Origin of the sequence: Parvularcula oceani, from assembly GCF_000733125.1 — a bacterium.
Lineage (GTDB): Bacteria > Pseudomonadota > Alphaproteobacteria > Caulobacterales > Parvularculaceae > Parvularcula > Parvularcula oceani.
This window is the reverse complement of sequence record NZ_JPHU01000006.1, coordinates 168,291-183,204: the sequence shown is the minus strand read 5'-3', so window position 1 is coordinate 183,204 and position 14,914 is coordinate 168,291. Positions and strand designations below refer to the sequence as shown.

The following is a 14,914-nucleotide window of genomic DNA, read 5'->3' as shown; positions in this document are numbered from 1 at the left end:
AACCAAAGGAGCGAGATCGGACGCTTCATCTCGGAAAGCAAAGAGGGCGCCAGGCCAGATGGCAGAGGGGGCGTGCTCGATCCGACATCCGGCATCCGGCAGCAAACATCATGGCGCAGACGGACAGAACCCGTATCCCGGCGACCCTCGACGAGCCTGAAAAGCTCGCCTTCTGGACGATCGACGAATTTATCGTCCTGATCGGCGGCTTCATGCTCGGGATCGTCCTGTCGCGCTTCGTCGAAGGGATCCTCGCCGGCTTTGTCGGTGTCTGGGCGCTCAAGAAGTTCAAGAAGGGCGAGAGCCTCAACCTCTTGCGATACGCTGCCTATTGGGTGCTGCCCTCAAGCCTCTTCGCCTTCAAGCGGACCTTGTCGTCCTACAAGCGGGACCTGGCGGGCTGACCATGGACACGAACGTCTCCTATACCCGCCTCAAGACGGCCCTCCGCCAACGGAACGTCCTGGCTGTCTTCACGCTGCTCCTCGGCGTCACGGGCCTTCTTCAGACCTATCTCATCGCGACGCGCGACCGGCATGTCATCCTGACGCCGACGCTGCTGTCCGATACGGCCCTCAGCGCCCGTGCACCGTCCCCTGAATATCTTGAACAGGTCACCCGCGACGTGGCCGGGCTGTTCCTCAACCGGCACCCCCATAATCTCTCCTACTTCCGGGAGAACATTCTCCGCCTCGCGCACCCCTCGACCCATGGCGAGATCGAGTCGGCGCTGATGGAGACCGAACGGCGGTTGATCGCCACCAAGACGGCGACGGTCTTCTATCCGGCGGAGATCTATGTCGATCCGCTGACGCTCTATTCCGAAATCCGCGGCGAGCTTCACACCTATCTGGGCCCCGAGCGGGTCTCCTCCGAGCCTGCGCTTTACGCCGCTGACTGGCGCTTCGAGGCCATGCGGCTCTGGCTCGAGGACTTCTATCCCATCACGGCAGACGAGGCGCGGGCGCCGAAGGCGCCGCTTACCAAAGCGGAGACGACAAGATGATCCGGATGCTCCTCATCTCCCTCGCCAGTGCCGCTTGTCTGAGCGCGGCGGCCCACGCCCAACAAATCGTCGAAGCAAGTGATGGCGGTGTCGTCACCGGCTATATGAGCGCCAGCGGGATCACGCGGCTGCGTTTCACGAGCGATGCCGCCGCGTCGGTCCAGATGGCCGAAGGCGGAGAGGGGGCCGGGTTCTCGATCCAGCACGAGCCCGCCACGGGGGATCTCTATCTGACCCTCGGTCGGCTGCCCCGCCAGGGCGAGGCCATCGGCGCGGCGAGCTTCTTCGTGACCACGCGGGCAGGATACACTTATCAGGTCGAGCTTGCGGCCAAGGCGACGCCGTCCACCCAGATCGAGGTGCGAAACCCCGACCTTGCCCGTCGCCAGACGGAACAGGCCCTTTCTGAAACGTCGCTCGATGAGGCTGTGGTCGCCCTGACCCGCGCCATGTGGGCCGGTGCGCTGCTCGACGGCTATGAGATCAAGCGGCCGGTTGTTCGCGAGCGGGCCGCCGGGACGCTGCGCCTCGCGGTCCGGGCGACCTATGAAGGCGAGGCGCTGCAGGGTCGTTTGCTGATTGTCCGCAATCCGAGCCGCGGCGATGTGACGGTCGAGGAAAGCCTGTTCCTGGCGCCGGGCGTTGTGGCAGTCACCATCAAGGGACCCCGTGTTCTCGGTCCCGGCGCGTCCGTCCCCGTTCTCATCGTCGATCGGGGGCAGCCATGAGCGAGGAGAACAAGAAGCGCCTCACCCGGCAGCGGCTCCTGATGTACGGCGCCGGGGCGGCCGCCGTCGCGGCGGCTAGTGTCTGGGTCTTCTCGGGTGACGGGGCCGACAATCAATCCCGTGCGGAGGATCTGCGGCGGCGCAAAGCGATGACCGACGTCATCAACCCGCCCGGCATGGCGGACGATTTTCTTTCCGAAACCGGGACAAGGCTTGCCGCCGTCGAGGGCGCCATCTCCCGGCTCGAGGCCGACAACACATCCCTCAAGGAGGCCCTGCGCTCCCGCGACCTCGAACTCGCCGCGACCCGCGCCGACCTCCAGAAGACCCGCGACGATGCCGCCGCCATGGTGGAGGACATGGCGGGCCGCGTTGCCTCGGTCAGCGCCCGCACCGAACCCGCCTTGGGGTTGCCGACGTCCGAACCCTCTGCCATCGGCGATCCCTTCGGGCGGCGGGGCGTCCTGCCTTCGGGCGCGGCGCCCCAACCCTTGAGCGTCGAGCCGGTCATCCCGCGAACCGTGCAGATCCTGCAGTTCGCGGCGGCGACGGAAGCCCTCGACACACGGGTCCTCGAGCCCGCGGTGTTCCGGCTCGATGAGGGCGATTACGTCCCGCCCAATGCCTATGCCCCGGCCCATGTGCTGGTGGGCGTCGATATGTCGACCGGCGTCCGTCTTTCCGCTGATCCCAAGCCCGTCCTCTTGCGGATTACCGGACCAGCGCGCTCGGTGCTGCAGAACGGACGCCAACTGGACGTCGATCTCACCGGCTGTCTCGTCAATGGGGCGGCCCATGCGGAGCTTTCCTCCGAGCGGGTCTATGTGAAGCTCCAGAAGATCACCTGTGACCGGGGTGACGGCGAAGTCGCCGAAAGCCCGGTCGAAGGGTACATTGCCCAGCTCGGCAAAGTCGGGGTGCGGGGCCGGGTGGTCTCGCGGGAAGGGGACATTGTCTCCAAGGCGCTCGTGGCTGGCGTCGTTGGCGGCTTTGGCCGCGGCATAGCGCGCAACACGGATCAGATCTTCGCGGCCGGAACCGCGGGCGGATCGACCATTATCGGTCAGGACAATCTGTCGGCCGGGGAGATTACCGCCGGCGGCTTTGGCGAAGGGCTCGCCACGGCGGCCGACACGGTCTCCGACTACCTCATCGATCGCGCCGAGCAGTACCAGCCGGTGATCGAGATGCCGACCGGCATCGATGTCGAGATCGTCTTCCTGTCCGGCTTTTATGCGCGGGGGCCGCAATGATCCGCCTCCGTCTCACCCCATTGCAGAATGCGCCGGTCGGCCATGCCCCCACCGGGCGCCCGCTCCCCACGCCCGGGCCCGTCCGGCGCATTCTGCAACCCCTCATGGGCGCCTTCATCATTTGGCTCGGTCGGCAAGGCCCCGCGCCTGCCGATGTGCAGCGCGCCTTCCACCGCGGCGCGACCGTCGTGGTCGCTGCTTACACTTCAAGAGGATGGAGGATCGAATGGGAAGGTTAGGACACAATATGTCCGTAAGCGGTATGATGATCGCTGCGGTGACGCTCGCCTCGCCGGGCCTCGCGCAGGAGACGCCGGACGTTCGGGACAAGGTCGCAGAGCGTTTCGCCGATACGGCGGTCGATACCGTGGACTGCGAGGGCTTCGGCCCGCTCTGCCAGGTCACCGCCGGCCGAACGGTCTTCTATGTCGACGAGGCGGTGCGCCATGCCTTTATCGGCCGGGTCTATGATCTTGAGGCCAAGACCGATCTGACCGCGCGGACCCTCGCCGTGCTCGCGCCGTCCGCTGACACTGAGGGGGCGCCCGCCGTCGGACTCGCCTGGGCTGACCTTCCCTGGGACAGCGCCATTGTTCGCAATGAAGGCGGTGCGCTGAAGGTCGCTGTCTTCTCCGACCTCCATTGCGGCTACTGCCAGCGCCTCTCGGCGGCGCTGTACGACGCCCCGGATATCGAAGCCCATGAGTTCCTTTTGGGCATGGCGCAGTCGGAAGGCCCAAGCCGCGCCATCGGCTGCGCGGAGGATCCCGAAGCGGCGCTCGCGGCCTACTATGCCTCGCGCAGCCTTCCTGCCGGGAGCTGTGACTGGGATATCGTCGCGCCGGCGAGAGAAGCGGCCCAGCGCATCGGTCTCACCGGCACGCCGACCTTCTTAAGGCCTGACGGCGCGGTGACGGCCGGCTTCCGCGACATTGAGACCTTGCGCGCCTGGATCGCCGAAGGGCAGGCGGAGGAGACGGTCCAATGACCCGTGCCCTGATCATCCCGCTTTTCGCTCTCGCTGTGACAGGCTGTTCCAGCACGATGCGCCTTGAGAATGTTGCCGGCACCTGGAGCTGTCCGCGGGTCGATGGCGTCTGCGCCGACATCGCCGCGATCGACCGCAGCGTAATTGGCGAGACCGGGCCGTTGCCGATCCGTGGCCGCGCCACACCGTCCTCACCCCTCGTCACCGTCGGCCTGGAAGAGGACGGCATGACCCTGACCCGCACCGGGGATGAGGTGGCGCGGATCGTCCTGGCTCCGATGATCGACGCCCATGGCCACTATCATGCGAGCCGGGTGATCTATGCCGTCATGAGCACGGGGGGATGGGCGCGCACGCCGGTCGCCAGGCCGGAGCCCACCTCCATTGCCGCGACCGCGCCGCTGCCGACGGAGCCGCGCACGCGGCTCGCCTCCGAAGGAGGGGATCATGACGACTGATCCGCTCGGTCTCATCAATCGCTTCGGTGCGGCGCTGACGGGCGAAGGCTCGCTCTTCGATGGCGTCCGCCGCGAGACCAGCCTCGACCGGCTCTCGGAAATGCTGCCCTACCGGCTCTGGGACGAAGAGAAGGCGCTCTACCTCAATGCCGCGTCGACGGGATGGATTCTGGAGATCGTGCCTTTCCTGGGCGCCGATGAGACCGTGGTCTCGGTGCTGGCCGAGATGTTCTCCGACGGCATTCCGGATAATGCCTATCTTCAGATCCTCAATTGGGCGAGTCCGCGGATTGGACCGGTCCTCGATAGCTGGGCGACGGCCAGGGGCGGCGAGGCCGGTGTCTTCAAAACGCTGGCCCTCCACCGGGTCGATCATCTGCGCCGCGGCGCCTTCCGCTCCTTGTCCGCCCACGCCCCCTTCCTCGCCCGGCAGTTCCGGGTGTTCGTCGCCTTGGGCGTGGAGGGCGATGCGTCACCAGAGGTGCGCCACCAGCTCGAGGGGCTCCGGAGCAATGTCGCCCAGGCCCTCAAATCCTTGGGCGTCGCCTCACGGGCTGTCGCGCCGGACGGTCTGATCCGCTTCCTCGACGATGTCCTCAACCCGCAATTCGCGGTGACACGGGCAAGCGCTGGCTACGATCCGGCCGAACTCCTCGACCGGCAGATCGTCAGGCCCGACACGAGCCTCCGGGTGGAGGCTGAACGCCTCCTCTTCGAGACCATCTCCCCGGCCGACCGGTCCCCCTTCGAGGCGCCGGGTACCACCCAGCTCGAGGACTACCGCACTGGGCGCTTCGATGTGCGGGCCTTTTCGGCGCGGAAGTTCCCCGAGCGCTTTGACCAGGGCGGGATGGCCCTTGCCATCGGCCATCCGCTCAATGATCAGTTGCGGCTTCCCTGTCCGGTCCTCTCCTGCCTCGCTATCGCGTTTGGCTCGAAGGAGAGCTCGAACGATCTCGCGGCAGCAAAGTTCGGGCGGGCGGAGCAGCAGGCGGCCACCAATATGGTCCGCTTCCTGCCCGAGCTCAAAGACAAGGCTGACGACTGGAAATGGGTCCGCGAGCGGGTGCGCGATGGCGCAAGGCTCGTGCGCGCCGGATCTTTCCTGATCATGGTGGCACCCGAGGGTGAAGCCGAAGCCGCCGAGCGGGCCGTCCGCTCCCTCTATCGCGGTATGGGGTGGGAACTCGCCAAGGACCGGTTCGTCGCCACCCAGACCTTGGGCGCCTGTCTGCCCCTGACCTTAGCCGACGGGCTCGGCGCAGACCTTCAGAAGCTTCGGCGTCTTCGCTTCATGGTCACCGACACCTGCGTCCAGATTGCGCCGCTCCAGGGCGAATATCTCGGCATGTCGACCCCGGACCTCATGCTTCTGGGGCGGCGGGGCCAGCCCTTCTTCTGGTCGCCCTTCGGCAATCAGGGGGCGGGCAACCACAATGTCGCGATCATCGGATCCTCCGGGTCCGGCAAATCGGTCCTGATGCAGGAACTGGTGACCGGGCTGAGAGGCGCAGGAACCAATGTCACCGTCATCGATGATGGCGAGAGCTTCAAGCATATGTGCGAGGCGCTTGGCGGACGCCATGTGAAGTTCACCCTCGAAGCCGATGTCTGCCTTAACCCGTTCTCGCTGCTCGATGAGCGGAAGGCGAAGGAAGACGGCGACTACGCCACCGAAAGCCTGACCCTCGTCCGCGCCATGATCGAACAGATGGCGAAGGGCGAGGAGCGCGCCACGGCCGAAGAGCGGGGTCTTATCGATGGCGCGGTCGCCGAGGTCTGGAAGGCGAGGGGCATCCGTGCCGGGATCGACGCTGTCGCCGCGGCGCTGAAGGAGCAGGGCGCCGAAGGGGTGAAGCTCGCCAACGCCCTTCGTCCTTACACGACGGCCGGGCTCTACGGTCCCTTCTTCAACGGCGAGGCGAGCCTCGTCATCGACAACCCGCTGGCGGTCTTCGAGATGAAGGATCTCGAAGCCAAGCCCGAGCTCCGCGCCGTGGTCATGCTGGCGCTCATGTTTCTCATCAATCAGCGCATGATGGCGGACCGGCGCGAGAAGATGGCGCTGGTCATCGACGAGGCCTGGGCGCTTCTCGGGCGCGGGGCTGCCGGTGAGTTCATCGCGGGGTTCGCCCGTCGCTGCCGCAAATATGGCGGCGCCATCATCACCGGCACCCAAGGGATCGACGACTATTACCGCACCGAAGGAGCCAAGGCCGCCTTTGAGAACTCCGACTGGTGCATCGTTCTCAAACTGAAGCCCGAGGCGATTGCCCAGGTCCTGAAATCCGAGCGCCTGTCGATCGACGAGCACACCGCCGACATCATCCGTTCCCTGTCGGTGTCCGCAGGCGAATATTCCGAGATGCTGATCATGGGACCCCATGGCCGCCATGTGGGCCGGCTGGTCCTCGATCCCTTCTCGGCGACGCTCTTCTCCTCCGACGCCCGCACCTTTGCCGAGATTGAGGCGCTGGAAGTCCAGGGCCTCACCGTGGCGGAGGCCGTCGAGCGCGTCGCCTTCCGCCATCGCGACAAGGAGGTGCGCCATGCGGCGAAATGAGTTGGGCCGACACCTCCGCCGCGTGCGCCGCGTGACCGGAAGCGTCCTTGGCGAAGGGCTGCATGCGGTGCTGCTTGCCTTCGGACTGATGGTGCTGCTGGTCTTGCTGCTGAACGGGTTGAATGCCCATTCGACGGCGATCTTCGTCGAGAACTATACCGGCCGCATGCTGAGCGCTGAGCCGGATCGCCAGCGCGCGTTCACGCAGTTCCTGACGCTTGTTTTTCTGATCAATCTGACGAGCGTGCTGATCGTCCGCCAGGTCGATCGGATGACCAAGAGGAGGGCGCGTCATGGTTGATGCGACGCTGCCTGCCATCGTCATCCGGGAGATGGATAAGTTTACCCGGCGTCTGGCGTTCGCCGGTGTGGCTGTCTCGATCGCGCTGAGCGCCGCAGCCCTGACCCTTGCGCTGCGTCAGCCCGATCCGCCGGTCTTCATCTCGGTGTCCCTGCGGTCGCTGGTCCAGGAACACATGCTCTCGACCATCGGCCCGGAGGTGACGCCCTTCGAGGCGGAGACCCGTACGGCGGAATTTTCCCGCGCTCTCGACCTGGCGATTGGCGAACTCGCTGCGGAAGAGGGCGTGATCGTTCTTGCGTCGGAAGCGGTCCTTGGCGCGCAGGTCCCCGACTTCACCGAGGAGGTGCGCCTGCGGGCCCGTGCCCATGCGGCGGATCTCGCCGCGCGTCGGGGCGCCCTGCCGCCGTCCTATGAGGGCGCTGGGGCCACAGGGCTTCTTCAGGGCATGGAGCGCGATCTCGATGCGCTGGCCGTTGCCGCCAATCTCCGTCCGCCAGCGGAGGAAAGACCATGAGAACGCTGCCAAGCCGGATGAAAGCCAAACAGCGTTGGCTGCAGCTCGGGCTGCTGGCCTTGCTGCTTGTCCTCCTCGCTGTGATCAGAGCCGCGCTGGCCTGGGACCGCGGCTGGTATGTCTCGATCAATTGGACGGAGTCGCTGCCCTTCTGGGCCTTCATCGTCGACGAGCGGGCTGAGCCGGACATTGGCGACTATATCGACTTCTGGCCGCCGGAAAATCCGTATTACGACCACATCGCCTTCGTGAAGCAGGTGGTGGCGGGACCCGGCGATCTCATCACCTGCGAGGGCCGCCGCTTCTTCTTTGAGGGCCGTGAGATCGCCCTCGCCAAGGAGGTGAGCCAGGCCGGCGATATCCTCCATCTCGGCCCCTGCGGGGTGGTGCCGGACGGGCATTATTTCGTCCTGACACCCCACAAGGATTCCTTCGACTCTCGCTATCAGGAGATTGGCTATGTACCGCGCGATCGCGTTCGCGGCGTGGCTCGCCCTCTCTTCTGAGGCAGCGGCCAAGGATCTCGGCGTAAGGGGTGCTGTGTTCCCCGTGACCGAGCCCGATCTTTTCGCCGAGATTGCCGGCAAGCTCGCGCGGCTCGAGGCGGCGGGCGCGATCGATCGGATCAATGAGAGGCTCCGTCAGCAAGCCTTGGCTTCCGCCGAGCGACCGTCACCCGTGCCCGGCCTGACCCGGACGGACACCCCGCGCCGCTTCCATGTCGACCCGACGATCACGGTGCTCGACGATATCGTCACGCCGGACGGTCAGGTCATCGCACGGGCCGGAGAGCGGTTCAATCCGCTCGACTATATGCCGATGCGGCACACGCTTCTCTTCTTCGACGGCGATGACGCTGGGCAGGTCGCTTGGGCGAAGGAGGGGCTTCACGAACGAGGGACGCTTGTCTCCCCCATCCTCGTTGCCGGACCGGTGCTCGAGCTGACCCGGGACTGGGAACGGCAGGTGTTCTTCGACCAGGGCGGGACGCTGACCACTCGCTTCGGCATCACGCAAGTTCCTGCCCGGGTGTCCCGCGATGGCAACCTGCTTCTCGTCGAGGAGGTGATGCCATGAGGCGGCCGGCTCTCATCATCGCGGCGATCGCGTGCCTTATGACGCCTCCGGCGCGCGCCGATGCTCCCACCTGCGGCGGCACCTTCGTCAATCCGATCACGGATATCTGCTGGTCGTGTCTCTTCCCGATTTCCTTGGGCGCCGTACCGATCTGGCCGTCCTCGCGGCCCGACACGGCCAACCCGCCGAGCCCCATCTGCACCTGTCCGATCCCGTTGCCGCCCTTTGTCCGCATCGGGCTTTCCATCGGCTATTGGGAGCCCGTCCGGCTGATGGACGTCACCAAGAAGCCCTATTGCTTCGCCAATCTCGGCGGCACACGGATCGACGTTGGCCTCTCCATCGGTGCGAAGTCCTCAGGTCAGTCCGACAATGAGGACGATGTCGGCTCCTGGCACGTCCATTACTACATGTATCCGCTGATCTATTGGCTCGAACTCCTCACGGATTTCGGGTGCATGCAGACGGCGGATTTCGATCTTCTCTATCTGACCGAGATCGATCCCCTCTGGAACAATGACGAACTGACCTTTCTCCTCAACCCCGAAGCGGTCGTCTTCGCCAACCCCATCGCCCAGGCGGCCTGCGCCGCCGATTGTGTCGCCGCCTCGGCTCATCTCCCGGTGGATCAGCTCTTTTGGTGCGCCGGGTGCCATGGCTCCATGTATCCGATGAACGGCAATATCGCCGCTGAATACGGCCATGTCCAAGGCGCGAGCCTCGCCGCCGAGCGTTTCCTCTACAAGCTGCATCGCCAGGGGACCGGCTGGCAGCATTCGGGCTCCGGCCATGTCTGCCAGAACTGGCCGAACCCGATGATCAAGAAGTCCGAATACCGACTTCAGCTGGTCAATCCAGTGCCGAACGTCGCCGGCCGCTGGGCCTGCCCCACGCTGGGCGCCTCCAACGTCCTCTACGAGATCGGCAAGACCATCCCGGTGATCGGCGAGGATTACGGCTTTCTCGTCTGGCAGAAGGAGAATTGCTGTGTCTTCTGACCGGATAGGGATGGCCATTTTCTCCGTCTCGCTCCTGATATCGGCGACTCCGTCTCAGGCGCAGGATGGGATCGATCAGAAGACGATCGAAGAGGCGGTTCGCGACGCCGAAGCTCAAGCGGCGGCTTTCGCAGCTGAAGTCGCCGCTCGGGCCGAGGCCTATGCCGAGGAGGCGAGGGCGCTCACCGATTCCGTTCACGGACGACGGGTCGAGACGACTGCATCCGCCGTCGCGAGCGATCCGCTTAACCTCGACGCGATGGTCGCCGATGCCGGTGCGATCGGTGCCGCGCGGCAGGAGGCGTCGAGCCCTGCTGGCGTCCTCGTCTTCGTCAGCTTTTCGATGCCCGAGCAAAGTCTCCGTCAGCTGGTGCTCGACGCGCACCGGGCCCAAGTGCCGGTGCTGCTTCAGGGTTTCGTGGGCGGTTCGCTCAAGGAGACCGCCAGCCGCATGCGGGCACTGCTCGGGGCCGACGCCGGACAGGATCTTCTGGGCGGGGTGGTGATCGATCCGCGGGCCTTCCGGATCTTCCCGGTGACCGACGTCCCAGCCTTCATCGCGACGAGTGCGCCACTCCCCGACTGCGATGGTCTCGACTGCGACGCGCCCCCGCCGCCCCATGATCGGATCGCCGGCAACATGTCACTGGGCACGGCCCTGTCGGCGCTGGCATCCGAGGGCACCGAAGCGGCGCCCCAGGCGCGGGCCGCCCTCAAGCGATGGGAGGCACAGCCATGAGCGTCTATCTCTGCCCCTTAGGACTTTGCTGCCTCTCGACCATCGCGGCGGGCTTCACCCTCTGGCTGCAGGCCTTTCCCAAATGGCCGGCGACGGCGGCCTTCGCCAAGATCATCATCGGCGTTGCCGGGGCCATCCTGGTCCTCGTCGTACCCGCCACGGTCAGCGCCCAGGACATGACCCGCGACGAGGCCAAGGCGGAAGCCGAAGACCTCGCGGCCGGTCTAGAAGGAGAGGTAAAAGCCGGCGCCACGCAAACGGTCGATGCGGACAGCGTGCCGAGCTTTGTCACCGACGATCCAGCGGAGACGGATCACTACGCCAACCCCGAAGGTCTCGAATCCGCCGGGCTCACCTCCCTCCTGACCCATGAGGAGGGGCAGGTCGTCAGCACGGCGATTGTCTCCCACCCGGTGGTGACCCCGGCGGAGCTGGCGACCTGGACAGCCAACGGGCTCGCCATCGAAGGCGATGCCACCAGCATCGTGTCGGAATATTCCGGCACCTATGGCGACTGCACCGTGACCGTCTCCGGCGGCACCGGCGGGGCACGCTACCGCTACAGCTGCAATTCAGGCGAGACGCTTCTGAGCTTCGAAGATCGCTGCCGGGTCCCGCTCGACGTCACGGTCACCAGCCGCCATGAATTCGAATGCCTGTGGACATTCCTGGACGGTGACCTCTCCTGGGAGCCCGAGCCCTTCTGCGCAATCCTCGCCAGTGAGGCGTCCTGCGGCCCGCTCACCTTTCACGGGGGCGGCGATTGCCTCCCGGACTGGAAGACGGGCGTCACGATCTGCACACCTCGCCGCTTCCGGACGACCTGCGACATCCATCTGATCGATGGCCGGTCGCCCGTTCGGACGGCGCCCGGCACCCCAGTTGAGGTGTGGGATAGCGCCGGCTGTGACGTGAATGCGGCCGACCCGAACTGCACGCTCCTCAGCGAGATTTGCGTGGAGGGCCCCGAGACCCGCACGATCGAAGGCGTCGTTATCACCCGCGACTGCTGGGCCTATGAGCGAACCTATACCTGTTCGAGCCTGGGCGGCGAGGTGACCGATTGCGACGTACCTACGGGCTGTATCCTTGAAGGATCGACCTGTCTCTCGACGGACGACCTGACCGGAGAATGCCGCTCAACGGAGCATCAATATATCTGCGAGAGGGCGGGCGCACCGGGCGGGGCGGTCGGTTATTGCGAAGAGGATGTCTATTGCATCGATGGGGATTGCGAAACCCTGACCCGTCCGCAGAATGACGAGTTCCCCGAAGCCGTCTCGGCTCTCTCCATGATGGGTCAGCTTCAGGATGATGTCGACGAAGCCACCCTCACCATCTTTCCCGGTGAGTACCACAAATGCGACAAGGCGATCGCCGGGCTCCAGAATTGCTGTCGCGATGACGGGTTCCTGACCGATATCGGGTTCGACTGCTCCGCCGATGACCGGGCGCTCGCCAACAAGCAATCCGCCGGCCTCTGCCACTATGTCGGCACCTATTGCAGCGACAGGACGCTGTTCGGCATCTGCCTCAAGAAGCGCAAGACCTTCTGCTGCTTCAATAACGTCCTTGCCCGTCTCATTCACGAGCAGGGACGGCCGCAGGTCGGCTGGGATTGGGGCAGCACCAAAACGCCCGACTGCGCTGGCTACACTGTCGCTCTGTTCCAATCCCTCGATCTCAGCCTCATGGACTTTTCGGAATTCTATGACGGCGTTCTCGAGACCTTTGTTGGGCCGGATACCGACGCCGCCTCTGCTGCCATCACCACACGGATCATCGATGCCTATGCGTGCCCGCCCAATTGCTGAGGCGGCGCTGGCCGTCGCTTTCTTGCTTACGTCCGCCATGGCGCAGGAGGATTCGCTCTATTGCGCGGAGCGCCAGCTGGGGCGGTATTTCTATTGCGACCGGCCCAAGGAACCTGAGCGCGCCACATACGATGCACCGGCAGCACGCGCCTCGGCGACCGAGGAAATGGCGGGTGTGCGGGAACGGCTCGAGGAGCTGCGCGCCGAAGCAGTGCTGCGCCCCACAGAAGCGGCGGTCCGGGACTACATCGTCTATCAGCGCGAGCAGCTGGACCGGGCGAGCACCTTCTCGGACGTCTGGCGGCGGCTCCTCTGGACCGACCCGAACCTCGACTACAATCTCCTCCGGCCGGTGAGCGGCATCGCCAAGCAGGCCTGGCTCGATGGGCGGAAGGAAGATCGCCGCGCAACCCTCGCCCATCTCAAGGACCGCTACGGGCTCTTCTATTTCTACGCGGCGAGCTGTTCGGCGTGTACGGAATTCTCGCCTATCCTGCGCGCCTTTGCCGATACCCACAGCCTGACGGTCAAGGCGGTTAGCGTCGATGGGGGTCCGAACCCGTCCTTCCCCGACGCGGTGATCGATCGGGGGCAGATGGAGCGGCTCGGTCTTGGCGGCTCGCCGACGCCCGCCCTTGTGCTCTTTGATACCGAGACGAGGGCGGTCACGCCGGTCGCCTTCGGGATCGTCTCCCATGCCGAACTCGAAGACCGGATCTTCGTCCTCACCCAGAAAGAAACCGGGGAGGACTATTGATGACGCCGCTCGATCTCGAAACTGCGGCCGAGGCCTGGCTTACGAGCAAGGGCGTCGCGCTTGTGCCCATTCCGCGCGAGGAGCGGGACGCCGCGCGGCTGCGGCTTATCCTCAAGGGCGATCTGCCCCGCCGCCGGGCCCTGCGCCTCGTCGCCCTCTGGTCCCTGGCCCCCGCCGTCTTGGCCTGCCGCGGCGCCCGTGTCCGCGACATGGCGGATTTCATCCACGCCGAAGGCTTCGCCCTCGTCGATGCCTATGGCGAACGCACTCTGGAACCTGAGGAGATCCTGCCATGCGCTGTGCCTTGAAACTGACCGCTGCTGTCGCTTCGCTTGTATATGGCCTTTCTATGCCGACGATCGCCGCCGCCGACGTCAATGCGGAGATGAACCAGTTCTGGAACGATCTTGGGGTCGCGGCGAACGTCACCGGGCCGTCGAGCTTCGAAGGCCAACGGGCAGGCTACTATACCTTCGGTAATGTCTATGTGCGGACACCCCAGCGCAGCCTCTCGCCGGTCAATATCCAGATGCCAGGCTACCGGGCCGGGTGCGGCGGCATCGACATCTATGGCGGCGGCTTCTCCTATGTGAACTCCGCCGAACTCGTCGCCTTCATGAAGTCCGTCGCGAACAATGCGGCGAGCTTCGCCTTCCAGGTGGCGCTCGAGACCATCAGTCCCGTGATCGCGGAGAAGGTGGGCGAGCTTCAGTCCGTCGCCCAACGGATCAATCAGATGGCGATCAATTCCTGTGAAAGCGGGCAGCTGGCCGTCGCGGCTGTCTGGCCGCAATCGGACCAGGCGAGCAGAGTCATCTGTGAGGCGTCAGCATCACGCCGAGGCCTCTATCCCGACTGGGTCGCCGCTCGCCATGGCTGCGGCTCGGAAGGCGAACGGTCAAACGTGCTCGCCGGCGCGAGCGCCGAGGAAAAGGCGTCCATCCCCCAGAACATCAACATCGCCTGGGATGCGCTGAAGAAGCACCCCGTGATCTCCGGCGACCGGGAACTGATGCAGTTCCTGATGACCTTGTCGGGCACGGAGATCCTGACCGCCGGCGCCGATGACGATGCGGTCCAAAGCTACCAGTTCTTGCCCTCCAAGATGCTCGACCCTGGAGTGATTTCGGCCTTCCTCGATGGCGGCACCATCGATATTTATGAATGCGAAACGGACCCGGAGGATCGCTGCCTCGCGCCGACGACCGGCGGCAGTGTCACCATCGCTCCCGGCGACGGGCTCAGGGCCCGGGTCAGCCAGATGCTGGCCGACATCATGGGCAAGGTCCGGACCCGGACGGCCCTCACGGCGGATGAGCAGGCCTTTCTCAATGTGACGAGCCTGCCGGTTTACAAGATGATCAACGTGCACGCTGCCTATGAAGGTGTCTTCGCCGATCAGACCATTCAGTCCTATGCGGAGATCATCGCCATCGATCTCCTTTACGGACTCTTCGAAGGCTACGCCGAGATGCTGGGGGAGGCGGGCTCGACGGCGACGTCCGGTGCAAGGGACAGCGTGGTCGCGTGGAAGGAGCAGCTGACCCGCCAGCGCGAATTCCTGGTCCAGTATCAGCTCGAGAACAATGCCCGCGTCGAGGTCATCGAACAGGTGATCGCGCGGACCCAGGCGATCGAGCGCCAGCTCGCCGGGCGGCTCTCCAAGGATCTTGCTGACGCCTATCAGTTCTCGCGGAACGCGAGCTATTAGGGGA

At 65.2% G+C, this 14,914-nt stretch carries 17 protein-coding genes; all 17 read left to right on the top strand.

The genetic code is table 11. The features are described from left to right. Positions 1-110 precede the first annotated feature (110 nt). The 17 genes from traL (at position 111) to IE88_RS0108660 (ending at position 14,910) form a co-directional block, all read left to right on the top strand. On the top strand, positions 111-404 hold the full coding sequence (gene traL / locus IE88_RS0108740; RefSeq protein ID WP_013299199.1) for a type IV conjugative transfer system protein TraL: 294 nt from the start codon (positions 111-113) through the stop codon (positions 402-404). Positions 405-406: 2 nt separating this feature from the next. Further along, on the top strand, positions 407-1,006 hold the full coding sequence (locus tag IE88_RS0108735; protein ID WP_051881747.1) for a type IV conjugative transfer system protein TraE: 600 nt from the start codon (positions 407-409) through the stop codon (positions 1,004-1,006). Next, a complete protein-coding gene (locus IE88_RS0108730; protein WP_031553127.1) occupies positions 1,003-1,734 on the top strand; it encodes a type-F conjugative transfer system secretin TraK in 732 nt (243 codons plus the stop codon). The genes IE88_RS0108735 and IE88_RS0108730 overlap by 4 nt, the downstream gene beginning before the upstream one ends. Further along, positions 1,731-2,987, top strand: a complete 1,257-nt coding sequence (locus tag IE88_RS0108725; RefSeq protein ID WP_051881746.1) for a TraB/VirB10 family protein — start codon at positions 1,731-1,733, stop codon at positions 2,985-2,987. The genes IE88_RS0108730 and IE88_RS0108725 overlap by 4 nt, the downstream gene beginning before the upstream one ends. Before the next feature lie 247 nt (positions 2,988-3,234). Beyond that, positions 3,235-3,975: a DsbC family protein gene (locus IE88_RS0108720; protein WP_031553122.1), complete on the top strand. Its 741-nt coding sequence runs from the start codon at positions 3,235-3,237 to the stop codon at positions 3,973-3,975. Beyond that, positions 3,972-4,433: a TraV family lipoprotein gene (locus IE88_RS0108715; RefSeq protein ID WP_031553119.1), complete on the top strand. Its 462-nt coding sequence runs from the start codon at positions 3,972-3,974 to the stop codon at positions 4,431-4,433. Before IE88_RS0108720 ends, IE88_RS0108715 begins: the two co-directional genes overlap by 4 nt. Further along, positions 4,423-6,996, top strand: a complete 2,574-nt coding sequence (traC, locus tag IE88_RS0108710) for a type IV secretion system protein TraC (RefSeq protein ID WP_036766918.1) — start codon at positions 4,423-4,425, stop codon at positions 6,994-6,996. Before IE88_RS0108715 ends, traC begins: the two co-directional genes overlap by 11 nt. Next, positions 6,983-7,297, top strand: coding sequence for a hypothetical protein (locus IE88_RS0108705; protein WP_156032515.1), 315 nt, complete (start codon positions 6,983-6,985; stop codon positions 7,295-7,297). The genes traC and IE88_RS0108705 overlap by 14 nt, the downstream gene beginning before the upstream one ends. Next, on the top strand, positions 7,290-7,814 hold the full coding sequence (locus IE88_RS0108700) for a TrbI F-type domain-containing protein (RefSeq protein ID WP_031553111.1): 525 nt from the start codon (positions 7,290-7,292) through the stop codon (positions 7,812-7,814). Before IE88_RS0108705 ends, IE88_RS0108700 begins: the two co-directional genes overlap by 8 nt. Continuing rightward, a complete protein-coding gene (locus IE88_RS0108695) occupies positions 7,811-8,320 on the top strand; it encodes a S26 family signal peptidase (protein ID WP_081871550.1) in 510 nt (169 codons plus the stop codon). Before IE88_RS0108700 ends, IE88_RS0108695 begins: the two co-directional genes overlap by 4 nt. Then, positions 8,274-8,891 carry a type-F conjugative transfer system protein TraW gene (gene traW, locus IE88_RS0108690; protein ID WP_031553105.1) on the top strand — a complete coding sequence of 206 codons (618 nt, stop codon included), beginning with the start codon at positions 8,274-8,276 and terminating at the stop codon, positions 8,889-8,891. The genes IE88_RS0108695 and traW overlap by 47 nt, the downstream gene beginning before the upstream one ends. Further along, positions 8,888-9,889, top strand: a complete 1,002-nt coding sequence (gene traU, locus IE88_RS0108685) for a conjugal transfer pilus assembly protein TraU (protein ID WP_031553102.1) — start codon at positions 8,888-8,890, stop codon at positions 9,887-9,889. Before traW ends, traU begins: the two co-directional genes overlap by 4 nt. Further along, complete coding sequence (gene trbC / locus IE88_RS16515) at positions 9,879-10,628, top strand: type-F conjugative transfer system pilin assembly protein TrbC (protein ID WP_162178324.1); 750 nt, start codon at positions 9,879-9,881, stop codon at positions 10,626-10,628. Before traU ends, trbC begins: the two co-directional genes overlap by 11 nt. Next, positions 10,625-12,442 carry a conjugal transfer protein TraN gene (gene traN / locus IE88_RS0108675; RefSeq protein ID WP_031553099.1) on the top strand — a complete coding sequence of 606 codons (1,818 nt, stop codon included), beginning with the start codon at positions 10,625-10,627 and terminating at the stop codon, positions 12,440-12,442. The genes trbC and traN overlap by 4 nt, the downstream gene beginning before the upstream one ends. Then, positions 12,414-13,199: a conjugal transfer protein TraF gene (locus tag IE88_RS0108670; RefSeq protein WP_031553096.1), complete on the top strand. Its 786-nt coding sequence runs from the start codon at positions 12,414-12,416 to the stop codon at positions 13,197-13,199. Before traN ends, IE88_RS0108670 begins: the two co-directional genes overlap by 29 nt. Continuing rightward, on the top strand, positions 13,199-13,507 hold the full coding sequence (locus IE88_RS0108665) for a hypothetical protein (RefSeq protein WP_031553093.1): 309 nt from the start codon (positions 13,199-13,201) through the stop codon (positions 13,505-13,507). Before IE88_RS0108670 ends, IE88_RS0108665 begins: the two co-directional genes overlap by 1 nt. A 41-nt stretch (positions 13,508-13,548) precedes the next feature. Beyond that, positions 13,549-14,910: a conjugal transfer protein TraH gene (locus IE88_RS0108660; RefSeq protein ID WP_031553090.1), complete on the top strand. Its 1,362-nt coding sequence runs from the start codon at positions 13,549-13,551 to the stop codon at positions 14,908-14,910. Positions 14,911-14,914 lie beyond the last annotated feature (4 nt).

Coding starts and splice junctions, on each gene's coding strand:
- traC (WP_036766918.1), top strand. CDS start 4,423: ATGACGACTGATCCGCTCGGTCTCATCAATCGCTTCGGTGCGGCGCTG.
- IE88_RS0108670 (WP_031553096.1), top strand. CDS start 12,414: ATGCCTATGCGTGCCCGCCCAATTGCTGAGGCGGCGCTGGCCGTCGCT.
- IE88_RS0108660 (WP_031553090.1), top strand. CDS start 13,549: ATGCCGACGATCGCCGCCGCCGACGTCAATGCGGAGATGAACCAGTTC.
- IE88_RS0108665 (WP_031553093.1), top strand. CDS start 13,199: ATGACGCCGCTCGATCTCGAAACTGCGGCCGAGGCCTGGCTTACGAGC.
- IE88_RS0108705 (WP_156032515.1), top strand. CDS start 6,983: ATGCGGCGAAATGAGTTGGGCCGACACCTCCGCCGCGTGCGCCGCGTG.
- IE88_RS0108720 (WP_031553122.1), top strand. CDS start 3,235: ATGTCCGTAAGCGGTATGATGATCGCTGCGGTGACGCTCGCCTCGCCG.
- IE88_RS0108730 (WP_031553127.1), top strand. CDS start 1,003: ATGATCCGGATGCTCCTCATCTCCCTCGCCAGTGCCGCTTGTCTGAGC.
- traW (WP_031553105.1), top strand. CDS start 8,274: ATGTACCGCGCGATCGCGTTCGCGGCGTGGCTCGCCCTCTCTTCTGAG.
- IE88_RS0108715 (WP_031553119.1), top strand. CDS start 3,972: ATGACCCGTGCCCTGATCATCCCGCTTTTCGCTCTCGCTGTGACAGGC.
- IE88_RS0108725 (WP_051881746.1), top strand. CDS start 1,731: ATGAGCGAGGAGAACAAGAAGCGCCTCACCCGGCAGCGGCTCCTGATG.
- traU (WP_031553102.1), top strand. CDS start 8,888: ATGAGGCGGCCGGCTCTCATCATCGCGGCGATCGCGTGCCTTATGACG.
- IE88_RS0108695 (WP_081871550.1), top strand. CDS start 7,811: ATGAGAACGCTGCCAAGCCGGATGAAAGCCAAACAGCGTTGGCTGCAG.
- traN (WP_031553099.1), top strand. CDS start 10,625: ATGAGCGTCTATCTCTGCCCCTTAGGACTTTGCTGCCTCTCGACCATC.
- traL (WP_013299199.1), top strand. CDS start 111: ATGGCGCAGACGGACAGAACCCGTATCCCGGCGACCCTCGACGAGCCT.
- IE88_RS0108700 (WP_031553111.1), top strand. CDS start 7,290: ATGGTTGATGCGACGCTGCCTGCCATCGTCATCCGGGAGATGGATAAG.
- IE88_RS0108735 (WP_051881747.1), top strand. CDS start 407: ATGGACACGAACGTCTCCTATACCCGCCTCAAGACGGCCCTCCGCCAA.